The sequence below is a fragment of the Amycolatopsis sp. MJM2582 genome, from assembly GCF_000754115.1.
GTDB classification, from domain to species: domain Bacteria; phylum Actinomycetota; class Actinomycetes; order Mycobacteriales; family Pseudonocardiaceae; genus Amycolatopsis; species Amycolatopsis japonica.
The window spans coordinates 366231-386011 of record NZ_JPLW01000003.1; the positions used below are offsets into that span (position 1 = coordinate 366231).

General features: G+C 68.0%; 19 protein-coding genes. 12 read left to right on the plus strand and 7 right to left on the minus strand.

The annotated features are described in order from the left end of the window. Positions 1-2: 2 nt before the first annotated feature. The gene (locus ED92_RS20460) at positions 3-596 is read right to left on the minus strand and encodes an acid phosphatase (RefSeq protein ID WP_037341068.1); all 594 of its coding nucleotides are present in this window, start codon (positions 594-596) and stop codon (positions 3-5) included. Positions 597-658: 62 nt separating this feature from the next. Here ED92_RS20460 and ED92_RS20465 point away from each other — a divergent pair, with 62 nt between their 5' ends. Beyond that, entirely contained in the window at positions 659-1129 is a 471-nt protein-coding gene (locus tag ED92_RS20465) for a hotdog fold domain-containing protein (RefSeq protein ID WP_037341070.1), read from the plus strand. A gap of 34 nt (positions 1130-1163) precedes the next feature. Next, positions 1164-1469: a hypothetical protein gene (locus tag ED92_RS20470; RefSeq protein ID WP_037341072.1), complete on the plus strand. Its 306-nt coding sequence runs from the start codon at positions 1164-1166 to the stop codon at positions 1467-1469. Positions 1470-1573: 104 nt separating this feature from the next. Here the strand turns inward: ED92_RS20470 and ED92_RS20475 are convergent, their stop codons facing one another. Further along, positions 1574-2245, minus strand: coding sequence for a hypothetical protein (locus tag ED92_RS20475; protein ID WP_037341074.1), 672 nt, complete (start codon positions 2243-2245; stop codon positions 1574-1576). Between the two features lie 167 nt (positions 2246-2412). On the opposite strand from ED92_RS20475, the gene ED92_RS20480 reads away from it, so the two are divergent. Continuing rightward, the gene (locus ED92_RS20480; RefSeq protein ID WP_037341077.1) at positions 2413-4020 is read left to right on the plus strand and encodes a GMC oxidoreductase; all 1608 of its coding nucleotides are present in this window, start codon (positions 2413-2415) and stop codon (positions 4018-4020) included. Between the two features lies 1 nt (position 4021). Here ED92_RS20480 and ED92_RS20485 read toward each other — a convergent pair whose 3' ends face one another. Next, positions 4022-4627: a dTDP-4-dehydrorhamnose 3,5-epimerase family protein gene (locus ED92_RS20485; protein WP_037341079.1), complete on the minus strand. Its 606-nt coding sequence runs from the start codon at positions 4625-4627 to the stop codon at positions 4022-4024. Positions 4628-5022: 395 nt separating this feature from the next. Here ED92_RS20485 and ED92_RS20490 point away from each other — a divergent pair, with 395 nt between their 5' ends. After that, entirely contained in the window at positions 5023-6183 is a 1161-nt protein-coding gene (locus ED92_RS20490; protein WP_228694861.1) for an NADP-dependent malic enzyme, read from the plus strand. A 96-nt stretch (positions 6184-6279) separates the two neighbouring features. Here ED92_RS20490 and ED92_RS20495 read toward each other — a convergent pair whose 3' ends face one another. Beyond that, complete coding sequence (locus tag ED92_RS20495) at positions 6280-7683, minus strand: bis-aminopropyl spermidine synthase family protein (RefSeq protein ID WP_037341084.1); 1404 nt, start codon at positions 7681-7683, stop codon at positions 6280-6282. Between the two features lie 91 nt (positions 7684-7774). Between ED92_RS20495 and ED92_RS20500 the strand changes: the two genes are divergently transcribed. Genes ED92_RS20500 through ED92_RS20515 form a run of 4 tightly spaced genes read left to right on the plus strand, consistent with a single transcriptional unit; the run spans position 7775 to position 11128 of the window. Then, on the plus strand, positions 7775-8863 hold the full coding sequence (locus ED92_RS20500; protein WP_037341086.1) for an ABC transporter ATP-binding protein: 1089 nt from the start codon (positions 7775-7777) through the stop codon (positions 8861-8863). Further along, the gene (locus tag ED92_RS20505) at positions 8863-9546 is read left to right on the plus strand and encodes an ABC transporter permease (protein WP_037341087.1); all 684 of its coding nucleotides are present in this window, start codon (positions 8863-8865) and stop codon (positions 9544-9546) included. The genes ED92_RS20500 and ED92_RS20505 overlap by 1 nt, the downstream gene beginning before the upstream one ends. Then, positions 9543-10232, plus strand: coding sequence for an ABC transporter permease (locus tag ED92_RS20510; protein WP_037341090.1), 690 nt, complete (start codon positions 9543-9545; stop codon positions 10230-10232). The genes ED92_RS20505 and ED92_RS20510 overlap by 4 nt, the downstream gene beginning before the upstream one ends. An 8-nt stretch (positions 10233-10240) precedes the next feature. After that, positions 10241-11128 (plus strand): ABC transporter substrate-binding protein, encoded by an 888-nt coding sequence (locus ED92_RS20515; protein WP_037341093.1) that lies wholly within the window; start codon positions 10241-10243, stop codon positions 11126-11128. Positions 11129-11211: 83 nt separating this feature from the next. Here ED92_RS20515 and ED92_RS20520 read toward each other — a convergent pair whose 3' ends face one another. Then, positions 11212-11727 (minus strand): GNAT family N-acetyltransferase, encoded by a 516-nt coding sequence (locus ED92_RS20520; RefSeq protein ID WP_037341096.1) that lies wholly within the window; start codon positions 11725-11727, stop codon positions 11212-11214. 393 nt (positions 11728-12120) lie between these two features. Between ED92_RS20520 and ED92_RS20525 the strand changes: the two genes are divergently transcribed. Together ED92_RS20525 and ED92_RS20530 are read left to right on the plus strand one after the other, a co-directional pair. Further along, a complete protein-coding gene (locus ED92_RS20525; protein ID WP_052120764.1) occupies positions 12121-13686 on the plus strand; it encodes a S8 family peptidase in 1566 nt (521 codons plus the stop codon). Between the two features lie 132 nt (positions 13687-13818). Beyond that, the gene (locus tag ED92_RS20530) at positions 13819-14535 is read left to right on the plus strand and encodes a hypothetical protein (protein ID WP_037341100.1); all 717 of its coding nucleotides are present in this window, start codon (positions 13819-13821) and stop codon (positions 14533-14535) included. Positions 14536-14604: 69 nt separating this feature from the next. Here the strand turns inward: ED92_RS20530 and ED92_RS20535 are convergent, their stop codons facing one another. Continuing rightward, entirely contained in the window at positions 14605-18309 is a 3705-nt protein-coding gene (locus ED92_RS20535; RefSeq protein WP_081975872.1) for a multifunctional oxoglutarate decarboxylase/oxoglutarate dehydrogenase thiamine pyrophosphate-binding subunit/dihydrolipoyllysine-residue succinyltransferase subunit, read from the minus strand. A 372-nt stretch (positions 18310-18681) separates the two neighbouring features. On the opposite strand from ED92_RS20535, the gene ED92_RS20540 reads away from it, so the two are divergent. Beyond that, positions 18682-18948, plus strand: a complete 267-nt coding sequence (locus ED92_RS20540) for a hypothetical protein (RefSeq protein WP_037341106.1) — start codon at positions 18682-18684, stop codon at positions 18946-18948. Here ED92_RS20540 and ED92_RS20545 read toward each other — a convergent pair. Then, positions 18945-19514: a DUF4291 domain-containing protein gene (locus ED92_RS20545; RefSeq protein WP_037341109.1), complete on the minus strand. Its 570-nt coding sequence runs from the start codon at positions 19512-19514 to the stop codon at positions 18945-18947. The genes ED92_RS20540 and ED92_RS20545 overlap by 4 nt on opposite strands. Positions 19515-19564: 50 nt before the next feature. Between ED92_RS20545 and ED92_RS42910 the strand changes: the two genes are divergently transcribed. Continuing rightward, on the plus strand, positions 19565-19723 hold the full coding sequence (locus ED92_RS42910; RefSeq protein ID WP_162483737.1) for a hypothetical protein: 159 nt from the start codon (positions 19565-19567) through the stop codon (positions 19721-19723). The last annotated feature ends 58 nt before the right edge of the window (positions 19724-19781 follow it).

The window sequence follows — 19781 nt, forward strand, 5'->3', positions numbered from 1 at the left end:
TTTCAGTCCTCTGTGGTGGGGAGCAGGTTGAGGTGTTCGATCTGCGGCTCGCCGCGTTCGTCGCCGAGCACCGCGACGCCGGCCGGGTCGAGTCCGAAGTGGACACCCGCCGTCGACGGGAGACCGATCCAGCGCGCGACCAGGACGCGGCTGAAATGTCCGTGGCCGACCAGGATCACGTCACCCCTGCCGAGCGGCTCGCGGATCCGGTCGATCAGCTTGTCGGCGCGGGCGTTGACGTCTTCCGCGCTTTCGCCGCCGGGGATCGGGTGTGACCAGACCGTCCAGCCGGGGACGGTTTCGCGGATCGTCGGCGTGGTGACGCCCTCGTAGTCGCCGTAGTCCCATTCGGACAGCTCTTCGGTGACCTCGTCGACGCGCAGTCCGGCCAGTTCGGCCGTGCGCAGCGCACGGGTGCGGGGGCTGGAGAGGACGAGCGCCGGGCTGCCGCCGAGTACCGCGCGCAGGGTGCCGCCCGCCGCGCGGGCCTGCCCCTCGCCGGCGGCCGTGAGCGGGATGTCGGTGCGTCCGGTGTGCCGTCCGTTGACGGACCACTCGGTCTGACCGTGCCGGAGGAGGAAGAGCCGATGTGCCACGTTGCGAATATAGCCTGCCGTCCGGTTATGCTACTGGTGAGTAACATGGTGAGGAGACCGTGATGGCGCAGAATCCGACCTACGCGATGTGGAACCGGCTGGCGGGCAAGCCGGTCGGCAAACAGCTGTTCTCGGCGGCGATGTGCCTGCGTGTGCCGTACTTCCGGACGGTGCTCCCGTCGGTGCGCGAGCTGCGTCCCGGCCGGTGCGAGGTGACGTCCCCGAAGTGGTGGGGTGTTTACAACCACATCAAGACTTTTCACGCGATCGCGGCCTGCAACCTCGCGGAAATCGCGATGGGCATGCTCGCCGAGGCGACCGTGCCGACGACGCATCGGTGGCTGCCGAAGGGCATGACGGTCGCGTACGTGGCGAAGGCCGAGACGAGCCTTCGCGCCGTCGCCGAGCTCCCGGAGTTGCCGGAATTCGGCGACGAGGGCTTCGAGCTTCCCGTGCCGGTGACGATCACGGACACGAACGGGAAACCCGTCGTGACCGCGACCATCACCATCTGGGTGACCAAGAAGAAGTAGGTGCGTCCCCGCCGATCGGTGACAAGCTTCCGGCATGGCGATCGAAGTGTTCGAGGACGGCGACGAAACGCTTTGTTTCCAGGCGACCCGTCTGGACGGCGACGAGGCTTGGGTCTACGAGTTGAGTGAGGTGCGCCCGGCGCCGACTTCGTGGGCCGGAGCGGGCTTGCCGGGTGACGCGCTGGTCACAGTGATGGCCTACGACCCCGAAGTGGAAAAGCCCCCGTGTGTCTACTTCGCGCCAGACGAGGTGGTCACCTTGAGCTCGCTAAGGGTGTTCCTCGATCGCGTCACCGAACACCTTGACAAAGTCGCGGGCGGGGAAGATCCGGGACGCTGAACGTCCGAAATCTTCCCCGCTCGTCGACGTCCGCTCCGCCTGCGGCATCAGAAGACGACTTGCCGATCGCGACCATCCGCATTCAGAGGACTAAATGCGGGTGGTCAGAGGGGTTTGAACTGCACGTAGGTCACCTGCTTGAAGGTGTTCTTCCCGCTCGCAGACGGGAGGCCGAGGACCTCGTCGGCCGCTCGTGTCAGCGGGCCGCAGCCGGTGGTGCCCGGCAGGGCGAGCTGCGAGTCGACGACACCGAACTTCACCGTCTTCGGGTTCTGCGATACCACCTCGAAGGGGACGGCGGGATCGTCCTTGACCACCGAGTGCAGTGGCGCTTCGAGGGTGCCGATCGTGCATTCCTTGGGCAGCAAGGGATGCCGCAGGACGGCGTAGAGGTCCAGCTCGCCGCGGCGCTCGTCGTTCGACAGGAAGTCCGAGTAGCCGCCGTACTTCAGCTGCAAGGTCGTGCCGAAAGCGCCGGGAATCCGGGCCGGAGCGTGCCGTAGTTCGCCGAACACCTGCGCGAACTTCCCGTCCACCTCGCCTTCGGAGAACGTCAGCCGCATCTCCCCGATCGGGATCTCCCGGTCGCCGATGGTCAGGACTCCCTGGGAGACAAAGGCTTCGCACCGCCACGTGCCGGGGTCGGCGTTGGCGGGCGGAGCGGGGCAGGCGGAGAAGTCGAAATTCGGCAACTCCGCGGCGGACGCGTGGCCGGGGAAGGCGAAGAGGGCGGCTGCGGACAGTGCGGCCGCGGTCGCGGCGAGAAGGCGTCTCATGACTCGAAAGAGTGGTCTGTGCCGGTCCGAGTCACATCGGGGAAGCCACCCAAGGGACCCCTGAATCGCCACGTTCAAGTGAAAATAAACGGTGTTTACCCAGCTGACGCGAATCTGCTTCGGATTCGCCCTTGAAGGCGGCTCGAACAGCGGGCGATCATCGGCGCATGTCCCCACTGTCGCGCCGCAAGTTCCTCGGGTACACCGCGCTCAACTCCGCCGCCGCCCTCGGGCTGACCACGATTTCCACCGCGCAGGCCGAAGAAGCGTCCCCGGGCTTCTCGACGGCCGTGGTGATCGGCACCGGCTACGGCGCCGCGGTCACCGCGCTCCGCCTCGGTGAGGCCGGGATCCCCACGGTCATGCTCGAAATGGGCAAACTGTGGGCCGACCCCGGGCCGGACGGCAAGGTCTTCTGCGACATGCTCCGGCCGGATCGCCGGGCCGCGTGGTTCAAGAACCGCACGCAGGCGCCGCTCGCGTCGTTCCTCTGGATGGACCTGGCGAACCGGGACATCGGGCGGTACCCCGGCGTCCTCGACCGGGTGAGCCACGGCGACATGTCCGTCTACGTCGGCCGCGGCGTCGGCGGCGGTTCGCTGGTCAACGGCGCGATGGCCGTGACACCGAAGCGGTCGTACTTCGAGGAGATCCTGCCCGCCGTCGACGCGGACGAGATGTACGGGACGTACTTCCCCCGGGCCAACCGGACCCTCGGCGTGAACCACATCGACCCGCGCTGGTTCGAAACCTGCCGTTCCTATCGGTACGCGAGGGTGTCCCGGAAGGCCGCGACGCGCGCGGGACTCAAGACGGTGTTCGTGCCCAGCGTTTACGACTTCGAGTACATGAAGCGGGAAGAAGCGGGCGAGGTGCCGAGGTCCGCGCTCGCCTCCGAGGTCATCTACGGCAACAACCACGGCAAACGGTCCCTCGACAAGACCTACCTCGCGGCCGCGCTGGGCACCGGGAAGGTGACCATCAAGACGCTGCACGAGGTCCGCGGGATCACCCGGCAGACCGACGGCACCTACGTCCTCACCGTGCACGAGACCTCCGAAGACGGCGCGATCATGGCGAGGAAACAACTCGGCGCGAAATACCTGTTCCTCGGCGCCGGCAGCCTCGGTTCGACGGAACTGCTCGTGCGGGCACGGGAAACCGGGACGCTGCCGGAACTGAACGACGCGGTCGGGCGCGGCTGGGGCACCAACGGCAACGTGATGCTGGGCCGCGCCAACCACGCGTGGGATCTCGGCGGATCACTGCAGTCGGGTATGCCCGCGCTCGGCATCGACGCGTGGGACGACCCGGTGAACCCAGTCTTCGCCGAGGTCGCGCCGGTGCCGGCCGGGGTCGAGACCTGGCTGAGCCTGTACCTGGCGATCACGAAGAACCCCGAACGCGGCCACTTCACCTACGATCCCGCGAGCGACTCCGCGCGTCTCCACTGGCGGGCTTCACAGGGGAAGCCGTCGATCGACGCGGCGAAGTCGTTGTTCGACAAGGTCAACCGGGCGAATCGCACGATCTACCGCAGCGACCTGTTCGGGGATACACGGTCGTTCGAGAACCGGTTCACCTATCACCCGCTGGGTGGTCTGGTGCTGGGTGAGGCCACCGATCTGTACGGCCGCGTGAAGGGCTACTCGAACCTCTACGTGACCGACGGATCCTTGATCCCGGGCAGCACCGGGGTGAACCCCTTCGTCACGATCACCGCGCTGGCGGAACGGAACGTGGAACGGGTGCTGGCCGAGGATGTTGCGCGCTAGCTCAGTTCGCGGCCCGCAACTTCTCGTAGTACGCCACGCAATCGTCGTACCTCGGCAGCAATCCCTGCTCCAAGGCCTCTTTCAGGTAGGGCGCCGCAGTGTCCTTTTCGGACACCACGGGGTCGATGTCCTGGGGCCAGGGCAGGGCGAGATCGGCGTCCATCGGGTTCACGCCGTGCTCGCCCGCCGGGTTGTACGGCTCGGAGCAGAGGTACGCCATGACCGTTTCGTCTTCGAGCGCCATGAAGGCGTGGCCCAGGCCTTCGGCGATGTAGACCGCCTTGTACTCGGTGCTGTCGAGCAGGACGGACGTCCATTCGCCGAAGGTCGGCGAGCCGACCCGGAGGTCCACGATGACGTCCAGCAGCGAACCGCTCGGGCAGTACACGTATTTCGCCTGCCCGGGCGGGGTGTCCGCGAAGTGCACGCCGCGGATGGATCCGCGTCGCGAGACGCTGGTGTTGGTCTGCCCGAGGCGAAGCCGGTGCCCGACCGCCTCGACGAACGCTTCTTCCTGGAACGGCGCCACGAACAGGCCGCGGTGATCGGGGAAAACCCGCGGGGTGAATTCGAAACAGTCGGAGATGCTGAGGCGCCTGGCTTGCATGTGCCCAATGCTAACGAGCGCTTCCCAAACCGGACGGACGTCTTGCGAAAACTCTTCTGAGCTGCGGAAAGCCGGGCCGGTTTGTGACATCAACCGCACCAGAGGGGCACACTGGTCCGCACGCCTGTCACAATGATCTGACCGCTGCGTCCGCGGCCGTCGCCACACCCACGGCACCGATGGCCGATTGGACGCTTCGCCGACAGGCCGGCGCTACCGCGCTGGGCTGCCGTGTCGGAGGACGAGTTACCCCAGGTGGCCGGGCCATGCCCACTTTGGCCTGCTCACCGGCCAGTTCCCCCGCTCGCAGTCCCAGGAGAATTCCAATGACCTTCGCTCGAATCGAGACTTCGCCGTCCTTAGACACGGCGGAAGCAATGACGGGAAGCACCACGATGACCACGCCAGTGACGGACACCGAGATCTTCGAGGGGCACGAGGGCGGCAAGCTCTCCGTGGCCGCCACGCGGCCGATCTCCTCGCCGCGTGACCTTTCGGTCGCGTACACGCCTGGGGTGGCGAAGGTGAGCCGGGCGATCGCCGAGGACGCGGCCAAGGCGAAGCGGTACACGTGGGCGGACAGGCTGGTCGTGGTGGTCAGCGACGGTACGGCGGTGCTCGGCCTCGGTGACATCGGCGCGAGCGCTTCGCTGCCGGTCATGGAGGGCAAGTCGGTCCTGTTCAAGACCTTCGGCGGGCTCGACTCGATCCCGCTGGTGCTCGACACCACCGACGTCGACGAGATCATCGAGACCCTGGTCCGGCTGCGCCCGTCGTTCGGCGCGGTGAACCTGGAGGACATCTCGGCGCCGCGCTGCTTCGAGCTGGAGGACCGGCTCAAGGAGGCCCTCGACTGCCCGGTCATGCACGACGACCAGCACGGGACGGCGATCGTCACGCTGGCCGCGCTGCGCGGGGCGAACCAGGTCCTCGGCAAGGACATCGCCGGCCAGCGCGTGGTCGTCTCGGGAGCGGGCGCGGCGGGTGTGGCCTGCGCCAGGATCCTGCAGAACGCCGGCGTCGCCGACGTCACCGTGCTCGACTCGCGCGGCATCATCCACGAGGGTCGCGAGGGCCTGAACCCGATCAAGCGGAAGCTCGCCGAGACCACGAACACCGCCGGTCTGCGTGGCGGCCTCGGCGAGGCGCTGAAGGGTGCCGACGTCTTCCTCGGCCTGTCCGGGGCGACCATCGACGAGACCCTGCTGGCCGGGATGGCCGACGACGCGATCGTGTTCGCGCTGTCCAACCCCGACCCGGAGGTGCACCCGGTCGCGGCGTCGCGGTACGCCAAGATCGTGGCGACCGGGCGCAGCGACTTCCCGAACCAGATCAACAACGTGCTGGCGTTCCCCGGCGTCTTCCGCGGCGCGCTGGACTCCGGTGCGCGGGCGATCACGGAGAACATGAAGCTGGCGGCGGCCGACGCGATCTTCGCGGTCGCGCAGGACGACCTCGGCCCGGACCGGATCGTCCCGAGCCCGCTGGACCCGCGGGTCGCGCCCGAGGTGGCCGCCGCGGTCGCGAAGGCCGCTGAGGCCGACGGCGTGGTGTGACGGTCCCTTTCACGCTCTCTCAAGTGCTAGGAACGGTCCTTTCCTTGCAAATTTCGCAAGGAAAGGACCGTTCCTAGCATCTGGGGGTTGACACGCTCAGCCGAGCAACTCCGCCAGCCGGTGCCGCGGCAGGTCGATCAGCCGCGCGTCCGTCAGCTCCGGCGGCACGTCCAGCGAGACGTTCGCCAGCCGCGCGTGCGCCCTGGTCAGCAGTTCGTCCTGGTGCTCGACGGCGTCCGCGACGACGATGGCGTGCCGGTTGTCCGGGGTGCTCCGCAGCAACCGCAGCTTGTACTTCGGCCCGACCAGCCGGTTGAGCGCGCCCTGCGCCTCGGCGTTCGTCAGATCGGGATGCGAGTTCGGGACCAGCAGCGCCAGCCGTCGCGCGTTGGTGCCCAGCAGCGTCCGCAGCAGCCACGGGCCGGGGTCGGCCGAGAGGTCCATCGCGACCGCGTCGCCTTCCGGCCCGGAAACGGACCAGTCGACCGGCCGCGACTCCAGCGCCAGCCCGCCCTCCGTGGCGATCTCGTGCAGCTTGTCCAGCAGCGACGGCTTGGCCGCGCCGGCGGACTCCACCGACTGCGGGCCGTGCGTGTAGATCGCGGCCTTCCCCTTGCCGCCGCGGTTCTTCTTCGACTTCGCGGTCGGCTGGCAGACGTAGAGGTCCGCCGCGCTCCCGATCGCCTGCGCGCCGAAGTACCGGTTGAAGTCCGGCAGGATCGCTTCGAAGGTCAGCCCGAGCGTCGCGAGCGCCCGCTGCACCTGCGCGCCCAGCGCGGGGTGACGCGGGCTGTAGCCGTAGGCGAGCAGCAGCCGTCCGTCCGAGGGTTCGGCGAGCGCCTGCACCCCGCGTGCGGCGAACAGGCCCATTCCCTCGGGGGTGTAAGGCGGATCACTGAACACGAGGTCCATCCGCCCGGTCACCGAGGGCGGCAGGCCGACGCGCAGATCCGTGTGCAGCGTGCGGATGGAGCGCTCGCTGAGTTCGTCGATGTAGGAGAGCACGCGGTCGTCGAGATCGACGACGGTGAGGTCCGCGTCCGGCCGCAACGCGCGCACGGCCAGCGAAGTGAGGTCGTGGTCGCCCAGGAACAGCAGCTTCGCCGTGCCGAGGTCGTAGCGCTCGTCCAGCCACAGCGCCCGGTTCAGCACCGTCTCCGGCGTCGCCTGCACGTGATCGAGCGCGGCCAGCGGCGCGGGCACGTTCTCGACGTAGCCGGTGATGGTCTTCAGCAGGTCGGGATCGGATTTCCGGTCCCGTGCCCCGAAGCGCGCGTACTTCTCCCGGGCGGCGGGGGCCAGCCGCAAGCGGGACTCGTTCCGCTCCAGGTCGTCGCCGAGCGCGTTCAGCACGTCTTCGACACTCCGGCGTGGCGCGGTGCTGACGCGGACCAGCTCGCCGAGGTCACGCCAATCCGTCCGGAGCAGGGAAATCACCTGATGGAGCGGTCGCACGTGGACACCGTGCGCCGCGAGGACGTCATCGACGGAGAGACTCACGGCCAGCAGCCTAGTGACCCGCCCCCTGGGACACCGTGCCAACAGGCAGGATCTGGGCTACGGTTTTTCGACCAGACATGGGGAGAGACACGTGACTATCGAGTTCCGTGGCGTGACGAAGCGGTATCCGGACGGGACGGTCGCGGTCGACGACCTGAACCTCACCGTGGAGGACGGCACCATCACCGTCTTCGTCGGGCCGTCCGGCTGCGGCAAGACCACGTCGCTGCGGATGATCAACCGGATGGTCGAGCCGACTTCGGGCACGGTGCTGCTCGACGGCAAGGACGTCAGCGACGGCGATCCGGCGCTGCTGCGCCGCGGCATCGGTTACGTCATCCAGCACGCCGGCCTCTTTCCACACAGGACGGTCCTGGACAACGTCGCCACCGTGCCGCTGCTGTCCGGCTGGGACAAGGGCAAGGCGCGCAAACGCGCGGCGGAACTGCTCGAGACCGTCGGCCTGCCGTCGGAACTCGGCAAGCGGTACCCCGCCCAGCTTTCCGGCGGCCAGCAGCAGCGGGTCGGGGTCGCGCGGGCACTCGCGGCGGATTCGCCGGTGCTGCTGATGGACGAGCCGTTCTCCGCCGTCGACCCGATCGTCCGCGAGGAACTGCAGGACGAACTGCTGCGCCTGCAGTCGCAACTCGGCAAGACGATCGTGTTCGTCACCCACGACATCGACGAGGCCGTGCGGCTCGGCGACAAGATCGCGGTGCTCCGCGTCGGCGGCGTGCTCGCGCAGTACGGCACGCCTTCGGAGGTGCTGCGGCACCCCGTCGACGACTTCGTCGCGTCGTTCGTGGGCAAGGATCGGGGCTATCGCGGGCTTTCCTTCCTTTCGGCGGAAGGGATCGTCGTCGAAGAGGTCAAGCGGGTGGAGGTCGGCAAGCCGGTCCCCGGTCCGTCCGACGAGTGGCAGGTCGCGGTCAACGCCGAAGGGCAGCCGCGCGGCTGGCTGCGTCCGGGGTCCACTGTGGACGGAGAACTCGCCGAGACCGATCTCGTCGCCGGTGGTTCGCTGTACCTTCAGGGTTCGCCGATCCGGGGCGCGCTCGACGCGGCGCTTTCGTCGCCCGCGAGCCTCGGTGTCGTGGTGGACGCCGACCAGAAGGTCCTCGGCGTGGTCAGAGCCCGGCAAGTCCTCGAAGTGATCGAAGCGCCGTCGCTGAGTTCCTGATGGGGGACTTCTTCGCGGAGCTCGGCCGCTACCTGGGCAGCGCCAACAACAGGTCGCAGTTCTTCGGCGACCTGCTCGACCACGTCTATCTTTCGCTGGTCCCGCTGGTGCTGGGCCTGGTGATCGCGGTGCTGGCGGGCTGGCTCGGCCACCGGTTCCGGTCCGTGTGCTCCGTACTGCTCGTCCTGTCGAACCTGCTGTACACGATCCCGTCGCTCGCCTTGTTCGTGGTGATCCCGGGCATCATCGGCTCGAAGATCCTCGACAGCGTCAACGTCATCGTGGCGCTCACCGTGTACACCGCCGCGCTCCTCGTGCGCCCGGTGCTGGACGCGCTCGACGCCGTCCCGCCGCACGTCGTCGCCGCGGCCACGGCGATCGGCTACAAACCCGCGCGCCGTTTCCTCACCGTGGAGCTGCCGCTTTCGGTGCCGGTGCTCGCGGCGGGCGTCCGGGTGGCCTCGGTCAGCAACATCAGCCTGGTCAGCGTCGGCGCGCTGATCGGCACCGGCGGGCTCGGCGTGCTGTTCACCGACGGCTTCCAGCGCGAGTACTTCTCGCCGATCGTCGTCGGGATCGTCGCGACCCTGCTGCTCGCGCTGATCGTCGACCTGATCCTGGTCCGGCTCCGCGATCTCCTCACACCCTGGGACCGGGTGGCGACTACGGCGGGGGCGAAATGATCGGCGACGTGCTGAACTGGTTCGGCGACCCGGCCCACTGGCAGGGCCCGGACGGCGTCCCCGCCCGGCTGCTGCAGCATCTCGGCTACACGGCGCTGGCGCTGGTCTTCGCGCTGATCATCGCGATCCCGCTCGGCCTCTACGTCGGGCACACCGGTCGCGGCGCGGTGCTGCTGGTGAGCGGCGGCAACGCGATCCGCGCGCTGCCGACGCTGGGCCTGGTGACCTTCCTGTTCCTGCTCTTCACCGAAAGCGAGCTCTCGACGATCATCGGCCTCGTGGTGCTCGCCGTCCCGCCGATCCTCGCCGGGACGTACGCGGGCCTGCAGGCGACCGACCACGGCGTCGTCGACGCGGCGCAGGGCATCGGAATGACCGGCTGGCAACGGTTGTGGAAGGTGGAGGTGCCGATCTCGCTGCCGCTGGTGCTCGGCGGGGTGCGGAATTCGGTGCTGCAACTGGTCGCGACGGCCGCCGTGGCGGCCTACGTCGGGCTCGGCGGACTCGGCCGGTTCCTGCTCGACGGACTGGCCATTTTGGACTATCCGCAGGTGGTCGCGGGCGCGTTGCTGACGACGTTGCTCGCCGTCGCGCTGGACCTCGCGCTGGCGGGTGTCCAGCGGTTGCTGGTGCCCAAGGGAGTTCGGCTGGCGCAGGCCGCGAGCGGGAAGAAGGCGAAGGTATGAGGCGGCGGATGGCGGCGCTGTTCGCCGGGATCGCTTTGCTGACAGCGAGTTGTGGCAACCCGCTCGCCGGCGGGGCCGAGGGCGGTGCGACCGGCGACATCATCATCGGTGCGTCCGACGTCGGGGAAAGTCTTCTGCTGGCCCAGATCTACGCGGGCGCGCTGCGCAACGCGGGCGCGGAGAACGTGACCGTGCGCCCGCCGGTCGGCAGCCGCGAGGTCGTCGTCAAGGCACTGCAGGACAAATCGCTCTCGGTGGTGCCGGACTACAGCGGGAACCTGTTGCGCTACTTCGACAAGGACACGCAGGCGACCACGCCGCAGGACGTCTACGCGCAGCTGAAACAGAAGTTGCCGTCGGGATACGAAGTCCTCGAACAGGCCCCCGCGGAGGACAAGGACCTGTTGGTGGTGCGCAAGGAACTCGCCGATTCCGGGATCCGGACATTCTCCGATCTCGGCAAGCGGTGCAAGGAACTCGTGTTCGGCGGCCCCGGGCAGTGGAGCAGCCGATGGAAGGACAAGATCAAGGCGCTCTACGGCTGCGAGTTCGCCGAGATCCGCACGACCGACACCGGCGGCCCGGTCACGGTCGCGGCGCTGAAATCCGGCGACATCCAGGTCGCCGACCTGTTCAGCACGTCGTCGTCGATCGCCGCCAACGGATTCGTGCCGCTGGTGGACGACAAGAACATGTTCCCCGCGCAGAACATCGTGCCGTTCGTGGCGAAGGGGACGTTGTCACCGAAGGAGGTCGACGCGCTGAACCGGGTTTCGGCGGCGCTCACGACCGACCAGCTGACCGAGCTGAACGTCCAGTTCAGCGAGGAGAAGCGCAACCCGCTCGATGTCGCCGAGGAGTTCCTGCGCCGGAACAACCTCCTGGCGCCGTCCTGACCCCTCCGGCATGCATTTCGTCCTCTGAATGCGGTCCTTGCGCGTGCAACTACCGCATTCAGAGGACGAAATGCGGGAGGGGGCTAGAGGCGGTCGAACGCGGGGGAGTAGCGGAACTCGCCCTTGAGGTCCGGGGTGTACGCGCGAAGGGTGCGGACCTGGAAGTGCGGCGCCCATTCCGCGACCGGCGGCGTGATCCCGTGCTGTGCGGCGAGCACGAAACCGAAGCGGGAGTAGTAGTTCGGGTCACCCAGCAGGACCACCGCGCCGTAGCCGAGCGCGTCCGCCGCGCCGAGCACGGCGTGCACGAGCGCGGAGCCGACACCGGACGCGTGGTACTCGGGCAGCACACCGAGCGGGCCGAGACCGACCGTCGACTTCTCGTCGCCGCCGAGTTTCGACGGGCTGCAACAGACGTGCCCGACCACCTTCCCGTCGCGTTCGGCCACGATGGACAGTGCGCCGATCAGGTCGCCGTCCTCCCGTAGCTCGTCGACGAGTTTCGCCTCGACCACCGGGACACTGAGTTTCGCGAACGCGGCCAGATGCACGGCGTGGATCGCCTCGCGGTCGGCCGGGATTTCCTGTCGGAGCAGCATGCGCCCGAGTGTGCTCCATCCGAAGGTAGGATGGAAATCGTTTTCCGCCAGCCGACGTCACGACTTTAGTAGGCGGCCATCCGTGTGTACTTGCCCGAGCGTGAAACGCCAAGAGGGCGGGAAAACGACCACCAGATGTGCGGATCCCCAATTCTTCGTGGGCCGTACGGGCGCAAAACGCGACTAAAGGCGGGGGCTGAACGGTGCCCGAGCTGTGTCGGCACGGCGCCCATTACTACCGGGATGTCCGTAATGCAAGGTCTTCCTTGGGGTGAAAACGCGACTTAGTCTCAGCCTGCGCTCCTAAGTGGAACGCGGTTCACCTCTGATTCACCCCAACGATCCGGCGGGCTTCTTCATGCCCGTGGGTCGACCCTGCCTGGGAGGAATATCTTGAACAATTCCCTGGGAACCTTGAAGAGACGACTGCCCGCCTTCGGTGTGGCCGCGGCCGTCGCGGTGCTGACCGCGCTCGGCGGCACCACCGTCGCGTCGGCGGCTGAAGGTTCGATCGTCAACGCCGGCAGCGCCAAGGCGATCAAGGACAGCTACATCGTCGTGCTGAAGGACGGCTCGTCGGTCGAAGCCACCGCGAAGAGCGTGACCCAGCGCCACGGCGGCACGGTCGAGAAGACCTTCGCGTCTTCGGTCCGCGGCTTCTCCGGTGCGCTGACCGAAAAGCAGGCGAAGCGCGTCGCCGCCGACCCCGCCGTCGCTTACGTGGAGCAGAACCAGACCGTCTCGATCTCGACGGATCAGCTGAACCCGCCGTCGTGGGGCCTGGACCGGGTCGACCAGCAGAGCCTTCCGCTGGACCAGAAGTACAGCTACAGCACCACGGCGTCGAACGTCACCGCGTACGTCGTCGACACGGGCATCCTCACCACGCACCCCGACTTCGGCGGGCGCGCGACCCACGGCCGTGACACCGTCGACAACGACAACGACGCCACGGACTGCCAGGGCCACGGCACCCACGTCGCCGGCACCATCGGCGGTACCGCGCACGGTCTGGCCAAGGGCGTCAAGCTCGTCGCCGTCCGCGTGCTGAACTGCTCCGGTTCCGGCACGACCGCCGGCGTCATCGCCGGTGTCGACTGGGTGACCGCCAACGCCGTCAAGCCCGCCGTCGCGAACATGAGCCTCGGTGGCGGCGCTTCGACGACCCTCGACCAGGCCGTCCAGCGGTCGATCGCGTCGGGTGTCACCTACGGTGTCGCGGCCGGTAACGACTACGGCGCCAACGCGTGCAACAGCTCCCCGGCCCGCACGCCCGAGGCGATCACCGTCGGTTCGACCACCAACACCGACGCCCGGTCCGACTTCTCCAACATCGGCACCTGCCTCGACATCTTCGCGCCGGGCAGCGGCATCACGTCGACCTGGCTGAACAATGGCACCAACACCATCAGCGGCACCTCGATGGCGACCCCGCACGTCGTGGGCGCGGCGGCCCTCTACGCCTCCGCCAACCCGTCGGCGACGCCCGCCCAGGTCCGCGACGCGCTGGTCAACGCCGGCGTCAAGGGCAAGGTGACCAACGCGGGCACCGGTTCGCCGAACGTGCTGCTCAACACCGGCAGCGGCGGTGGCCCCGGCCCCGAGCCGACCCCCTGTGGCACGCAGACCAACAACGGCGTCGTCGCCATCCCCGACGCCGGTGCCGCGGTGACCAGCACGATCACGGTCGCCAACTGCGCCCGCAACGCTTCGGCCACCACCAAGGTCGCGGTGAACATCACCCACACCTACGTCGGTGACCTGGTCATCGACCTGGTCGCGCCCGACGGCACCTCGTACCGCCTGAAGGGTTCGAGTGGCGACTCGTCCGACAACATCAACACCACCTACACCGTGAACGCCTCGGCCGAGGCCGCGAACGGCGCGTGGAAGCTGAAGGTTCAGGACGTGTACCGGATCGACACCGGCTCGCTCAACAGCTGGTCGTTGACCGTCTGATCCACCCCTGGAGTACGTGAAGGCCCCCTTCCTCCTGCTGGGAAGGGGGCCTTCCCGTATCCGGAGGGTGATTCGGCGCCCAGTTGCGGCATTCGTCCACTAAGGACCGTCGTGAGGCTTTAACCTCTCCGCATGCAGCCCGGACCGCCCTACCAGCAGGGACCTCAGCAGCCGTATCCACCGCAGGGATACCCCGGCTACCCGCAGCCCGGATACGGGCCGCCGCCCAAGAAGTCGAACACCGGACTGATCGTCGGGCTCATCCTCGGCGCGGTGGTGCTGCTCGGCGGCGGCGGGGTCGCGGCCTTCCTGCTGCTGTCCGACTCCGGCTCTTCGTCGACCGCCTCACCGACCTCGTCCAAGAAGAGCGGCCCGCCGGACAAGTACACCTCGATGCCCGGCTGCGAGAAGATCGGCAGCAAGGTGCGGAACCTGCCGCCGCTCGAAACGCCGAAGGGCGAGGAACCGGCGAGCACGTCGAACGACGAGATCACCTACACGCGTTCGTCCTGCTCCTGGCGTGAACCGAACGCCCCGTCCGCGACCGTCTCGATGTACCTGTCGAAGTCGAAGGAGCCGGGTTCGGGCGCCGGGGAGGCATGGGCCAAGGCCGGGGTCGAGAACGCCGTGACCGACGGCGGGGTGCTCATCCCCAGCATGGCGAAGTCCACCAAAGCCGTGCACACCAAGCTCGATTCGCCGAGTCAGTGCCAGATCAAGTTCTACCAGGGCAACGTCGAGGGCGAGATCATCGTGACCGGCCCCGACCCGTCCGGAACGGTGAACCAGACGGTGTGCAAGGAGAACGCCCTCAAGATGGCCAGGGCGACCTCCGAGGCGATCGGCTAGCTTCCCCGAACCACGCGAAGGCCCCCTTCCCAACAGGAGGAAGGGGGCCTTCGCGTAGTACTCAGGCGATCAGTCGAACGCCCGGGCGATCAGCGCCTTCTGCTCGACCTCGTGCACCTTGGACGAACCGGCCGACGGCGCCGCCATCGGACGGCGCGACACGACGTCCAGGTTGGAGAACACCTCCGGGAGCTTCCGGGGCAGGTTCAGGCCGAAGAACGGCCACGCGCCCTGGTTCTCCGGCTCCTCCTGGACCCAGACCGCGGGAGCGCCGTTGTAGCGCTCCAGCGCCGCCAGCAGCTTCTTCTTCGGCAGCGGGTAGTACTGCTCGATGCGCACGATCGCGACGTCGTTCGCCTCGCGCTTCGTGCGCTCGGCCACCAGCTCCCAGTACAGCTTGCCCGACGTCAGCAGGACCTTGCGGACCTTCGACGGGTCGACGACGGCGTCGTCGATGACCGACATGAACTTCGTCTGCCCGGTGAAGTCCTCGACCGCCGAGGTCGCCGCCTTGTTCCGCAGCATCGACTTCGGGGTGAAGGTGATCAGCGGCCGGTTCACCCCGTCGAGGGCGTGGCGGCGGAGCAGGTGGAAGTAGTTCGCCGGGGTCGACGGGACCGCGACGGTCATCGAGCCCTCCGCGCACAGCGAGAGGAAGCGTTCGATGCGGCCGGAGGTGTGGTCCGGGCCCTGGCCTTCGTGGCCGTGCGGCAGCAGCAGCACGACGTCGGAGAGCTGGCCCCACTTGGCCTCGCCGGAGGAGATGTACTCGTCGATGACGGTCTGCGCGCCGTTGACGAAGTCACCGAACTGCGCTTCCCACATCACGAGTGCTTCGGAGTTGGCCACGGAGTAGCCGTATTCGAAGCCGACCGCCGCGTACTCGGACAGCGCCGAGTCGTAGATCATCACGCGGCCCTGGTTCTCGGCGAGGCTGGCCAGCGGGGAGTACTCCTGGCCGGTCTTGCGGTCGATCAGCACCGAGTGGCGCTGGGTGAAGGTGCCGCGGCGGGAGTCCTGGCCGGACAGCCGCACGAGACGGCCTTCCATGGCCAGCGAACCGAAGGCGAGCAGCTCACCGAAGGCCCAGTCGATGCCGCCTTCGCGGGACATCTTGTGACGGCGCTCCATGACCGGCTTGACCCGCGGGTGCGGGGTGAAGCCCTCGGGCACGTTGAGGAACGCGTCGCCGATGTGCTCGATGACCTCGGTGGTGGTCGCGGTGGGCACCTTGGCCGGGACCTGCTGCTCCTCCTCGACCGAGGGGCTGGCCTTGGCCGGGTGCTTCTCCAGCTCGCGGACCTCGTTGAAGACGTGCTCCAGCTGGCTGGAGAAGTCGCGCAACGCGGCTTCGGCCTCTTCGACGGAGATGTCGCCGCGGCCGATCAGCGATTCGGTGTAGGTCTTCCGGACCGAACGCTTCGTGTCGATGATGTCGTACATCGCCGGCTGCGTCATCGAGGGGTCGTCGCCCTCGTTGTGGCCGCGGCGGCGGTAGCAGATCAGGTCGATCACGACGTCCTTGTGGAACGCCTGGCGGTAGTCGACGGCCAGCTTGGCCACCCAGTGCGCGGCCTCGGGGTCGTCACCGTTCACGTGGAAGATCGGCGAGCCGATCATCTTCGCGACGTCGGTGGCGTACTGGCTCGAACGCGAGTGCTCGGGCGCGGTGGTGAAGCCGACCTGGTTGTTGACGATGACGTGCACGGTGCCGCCGGTGCGGTAGCCGCGCAGCAGCGCCAGGTTCAGGGTCTCGGCCACGACACCCTGGCCCGCGAAGGCCGCGTCGCCGTGCATCAGGACGGGGAGGACGGTGAAGCCCTCGCCACCCTTGTCGAGGATGTCCTGCTTCGCGCGGACGATGCCCTCGAGGACCGGGTCGACGGTCTCCAGGTGCGACGGGTTCGCGGTCAGCGACACCTTGGTCTCGCCGTCGCCGAACATGCGGAAGTACTTGCCCTCGGCGCCGAGGTGGTACTTCACGTCACCGGAACCGTGTGCCTGGCCCGGGTCGAGGTTGCCCTCGAACTCCTGGAAGATCTGCGCGATCGGCTTGCCGACGATGTTCGCGAGCACGTTCAGGCGGCCGCGGTGCGGCATGCCGATGACGACCTCGTCGAGTTCGTGCTCGGCGGCCTTGTCGAGGATGGTGTCGAGCAGCGGGATCGCGGTCTCGCCGCCTTCGAGGGAGAACCGCTTCTGGCCGACGTACTTGGTCTGCAGGAAGGTCTCGAACGCCTCGGCGGCGTTGAGCTTCGAGAGCACGTACTTCTGGACCGCGGGGTCCGGCTTCTCGTGCGGGATCTCGACGCGGTCCTGGATCCAGCGGCGCTCCTCGGGGTCGAGGATGTGCGTGTACTCGATGCCGACGGTGCGGCAGTAGGAGTTGCGCAGCACGCCGAGGATGTCGCGCAGCTTCATCCGCTCCTGGCCGGCGAAGCCGCCGACCGGGAACTCGCGGTCCAGGTCCCACAGGGTCAGGCCGTGGGAGAGGACGTCGAGGTCGGCGTGGCTGCGCTGCCGGTAGTTCAGCGGGTCGGTGTCGGCCATCAGGTGACCGCGCATGCGGAAGGCGTCGATCAGCTCGATGACGCGCGCGGTCTTGTCGACCGGGCCGTCCGGGATGTCGGCGACCCAGCGGATCGGCTCGTACGGCAGGCGCAGACTGGTGAAGACGTCGTCGTAGAAGCCGTCCTCGCCGAGGAGCAGCTCGTGGATGCGCTTGAGGAACTCGCCCGACTCCGCGCCCTGGATGATGCGGTGGTCGTAGGTCGAGGTCAGCGTCATGATCTTCGAGACGCCGAGGTCGACCAGCGCCTTCTCGCTGGTGCCCTCGAAATGCGCCGGGTACTGCATGGCGCCGACGCCGATGATCGCGCCCTGGCCCGCCTGCAGCCGCGGCACCGAGTGGTTGGTGCCGATGCCGCCGGGGTTGGTCAGCGAGATCGTGGTGCCGGCGAAGTCGTCGGCGGTCAGCTTGCCGTTGCGGGCCTTCTTGACGATCTCCTCGTAGGCCTGCCAGAACTGCATGAAGGTCATGTTCTCGGTGGCCTTGATGGAGGCCACGACGAGCGTGCGGGAGCCTTCCTTGCCCTTCATGTCGATCGCGAGACCGAAGTTCACGTGCTCCGGCGTGATCGCGAACGGCTTCCCGTCGATCAGCTGGTAGTGCCGGTTCATGTTCGGGAAGTCCTTCAGCGCCCGGACCATCGCGTAGCCGATGAGGTGCGTGAAGGAGATCTTGCCGCCGCGCGTGCGCTTGAGGTGGTTGTTGATGACGATGCGGTTGTCGGCCATCAGCTTCGCCGGGACGGCGCGCACACTCGTGGCCGTCGGCACGGACAGCGAGGCGTCCATGTTCTTCGCGATCGCCGCCGCGGCGCCGCGGAGCTGCTTCGACTCCGCCTCGGCGTCCTTCTCGGCCGGCTTGGCGGGGGCCTTCTCCGCAGCCTTGGGCGCCGCCGCCTTCGGGGCGGGCTTCGCCTCGGTCTTCGGGGCGGCCTTCGCCGGGGCTGTCTGCTTCGCGGTGGGCTCGGTCTTCGGGGCCGGCTTCGTGGCCTGGCCGTTGGAGGCCGCGCTCTCCTTGGCGGGAGCCATGGGGGCCGGGCGTGCGCCTTCAGCCTTGGTCTTCGCGTCCTGCGTTGGCTTGAAATCCGCGAAGAAGTCGTGCCAGGCGGCATCGACTGAGCTGGGGTCGGCGAGGAACTGGTCGTACATTTCCTCGACCAGCCACTCGTTGGGGCCGAATTGTGACGCAGGGCTGCTGCTGGACACGGCTTGGACTCGCCTCTATCCGTCTCGAGATCTTGAACACCGCTGATGCGCCTACCAGGCTAACCCCCTCGGTCGCAGCCGTGTGATGGAACTGGCCTGTGTGAGGCGTGGCGCACTAGGTGATGGGTCACTGTCTCGATCAAGAGACCGAAAATAGGCCACTCGCCGACCTCGCCGGCCGCCGCCTGGGGGAGCAAGGGACCTTTGCTACCACTTTCACCGTCCGTGCAGGTCAGGTCACTGTTTCGTCGATGAGGGTTGGCTGAGTCGTCGTGCCCGGACAGCCTGGAGTTCACGTCGGGGCGCTTCGCTGGGTGGAGGATGCGGCCGGTGTCGTGCCGGCCGCCGGTCCCCGCGAGGTGGTGGCGGCCCATGTGGCTGGACGAGTGCCCGTCGTTCTGGGACGAGGGGCGCGTGCGCCCGCTGGTCACCGAGTCCGGCAAGGTCGTGCTGATGTGCGACTCGTGCTCGGCGGTCTGGCCGACGCTCGCCGACTTCAAGGAGATGGAGCACGTCGAGCCCGACGAGCCGGACTGGACGGTGGCGGCAGGCGTGCACGTCCGGCCGGGGACCGTCCGGTGGGCATCGGTCCAGGACCTCGAGGTCGCCGGGATGGGCGGCCTCAAGTGGCGGCCTTAACCGGGGTACGGACGCTCCGCGGGTAGCAGCGCTTCGGCGTCTTCGATGCGGTTCGCCGCGACCAGGGCGCCGACCTCGCGCATGACCGGGGTGACGTCGGTGACCGCGGTGATCCATTTGTCGACATAGCGATCGACGGCCTCGCCGCTCAGTCCCATCTGGAGCGAACGGTGCCTCAGAGGACCGAGCCGGATGCTGCGTTCCGGATCCCACTGGATGCGGACCGGGCTGGTCTTGACCTCGTGCTGCCACGTCTTCCGGTCGGGATGGACATCTGGGTCGTAGTGGCTGAGCGCCGCGTGGTCGAGCGCCCAGGCGAAACCCTCGCGAGTGATGTCGAGGGCGAGTACGCGCTCTTGACCGGGCTTCGCGGCCCAGCCGCAGCGGTACGCCATCCAGAGGAAGGACGGCTTGATCCAGGTCATGCGTTCGCGTTTGAACGGCGGCACGAAAGTGCCGGCCTTCAGCGCGGCGTCGGCGATGGCCGGGGCGTACGCCTGATAGACGCGGATCGTGGTTTCGGTGTACAGGGCGCGGATCTGCCGCGCCGGGATCTCTTCTTTCATTTCCCGGTCAGCGTGACAGGTGTGGGTGGGCGTGCGCGACCGAAATTCCCTTGCGGACGGATCACGCGCATCCGTTGAACTACCTGGGGGTGCCGTCGAAGGCCGTGCTGCCTTCGGATGTCGAACGGGCGATCCGGCTGGCGCTGGCGCGTGGGTGGGAGCCGGAGGCTCCGGGGGCGCAGTTCCAGCTCGACCTCGCGGCTGGGTGAGGGGCCACGGCGTCGTGAGTGGCGTTCGACGTGATTGGAGGCGCGACTCGCGTGCTTG

What these genes read in the sequence shown, in the direction of transcription:
- ED92_RS20515 (WP_037341093.1), top strand. Translation starts at nt 10,241, where the DNA reads ATGGCGGCGCTGTTCGCCGGGATCGCTTTGCTGACAGCGAGTTGTGGC.
- ED92_RS20490 (WP_228694861.1), top strand. Translation starts at nt 5,023, where the DNA reads ATGACCACGCCAGTGACGGACACCGAGATCTTCGAGGGGCACGAGGGC.
- ED92_RS20485 (WP_037341079.1), bottom strand. Translation starts at nt 4,627, where the DNA reads ATGCAAGCCAGGCGCCTCAGCATCTCCGACTGTTTCGAATTCACCCCG.
- ED92_RS20510 (WP_037341090.1), top strand. Translation starts at nt 9,543, where the DNA reads ATGATCGGCGACGTGCTGAACTGGTTCGGCGACCCGGCCCACTGGCAG.
- ED92_RS20540 (WP_037341106.1), top strand. Translation starts at nt 18,682, where the DNA reads ATGTGGCTGGACGAGTGCCCGTCGTTCTGGGACGAGGGGCGCGTGCGC.
- ED92_RS20545 (WP_037341109.1), bottom strand. Translation starts at nt 19,514, where the DNA reads ATGAAAGAAGAGATCCCGGCGCGGCAGATCCGCGCCCTGTACACCGAA.
- ED92_RS20530 (WP_037341100.1), top strand. Translation starts at nt 13,819, where the DNA reads ATGCAGCCCGGACCGCCCTACCAGCAGGGACCTCAGCAGCCGTATCCA.
- ED92_RS20480 (WP_037341077.1), top strand. Translation starts at nt 2,413, where the DNA reads ATGTCCCCACTGTCGCGCCGCAAGTTCCTCGGGTACACCGCGCTCAAC.
- ED92_RS20470 (WP_037341072.1), top strand. Translation starts at nt 1,164, where the DNA reads ATGGCGATCGAAGTGTTCGAGGACGGCGACGAAACGCTTTGTTTCCAG.
- ED92_RS20520 (WP_037341096.1), bottom strand. Translation starts at nt 11,727, where the DNA reads ATGCTGCTCCGACAGGAAATCCCGGCCGACCGCGAGGCGATCCACGCC.
- ED92_RS20465 (WP_037341070.1), top strand. Translation starts at nt 659, where the DNA reads ATGGCGCAGAATCCGACCTACGCGATGTGGAACCGGCTGGCGGGCAAG.
- ED92_RS20505 (WP_037341087.1), top strand. Translation starts at nt 8,863, where the DNA reads ATGGGGGACTTCTTCGCGGAGCTCGGCCGCTACCTGGGCAGCGCCAAC.
- ED92_RS20475 (WP_037341074.1), bottom strand. Translation starts at nt 2,245, where the DNA reads ATGAGACGCCTTCTCGCCGCGACCGCGGCCGCACTGTCCGCAGCCGCC.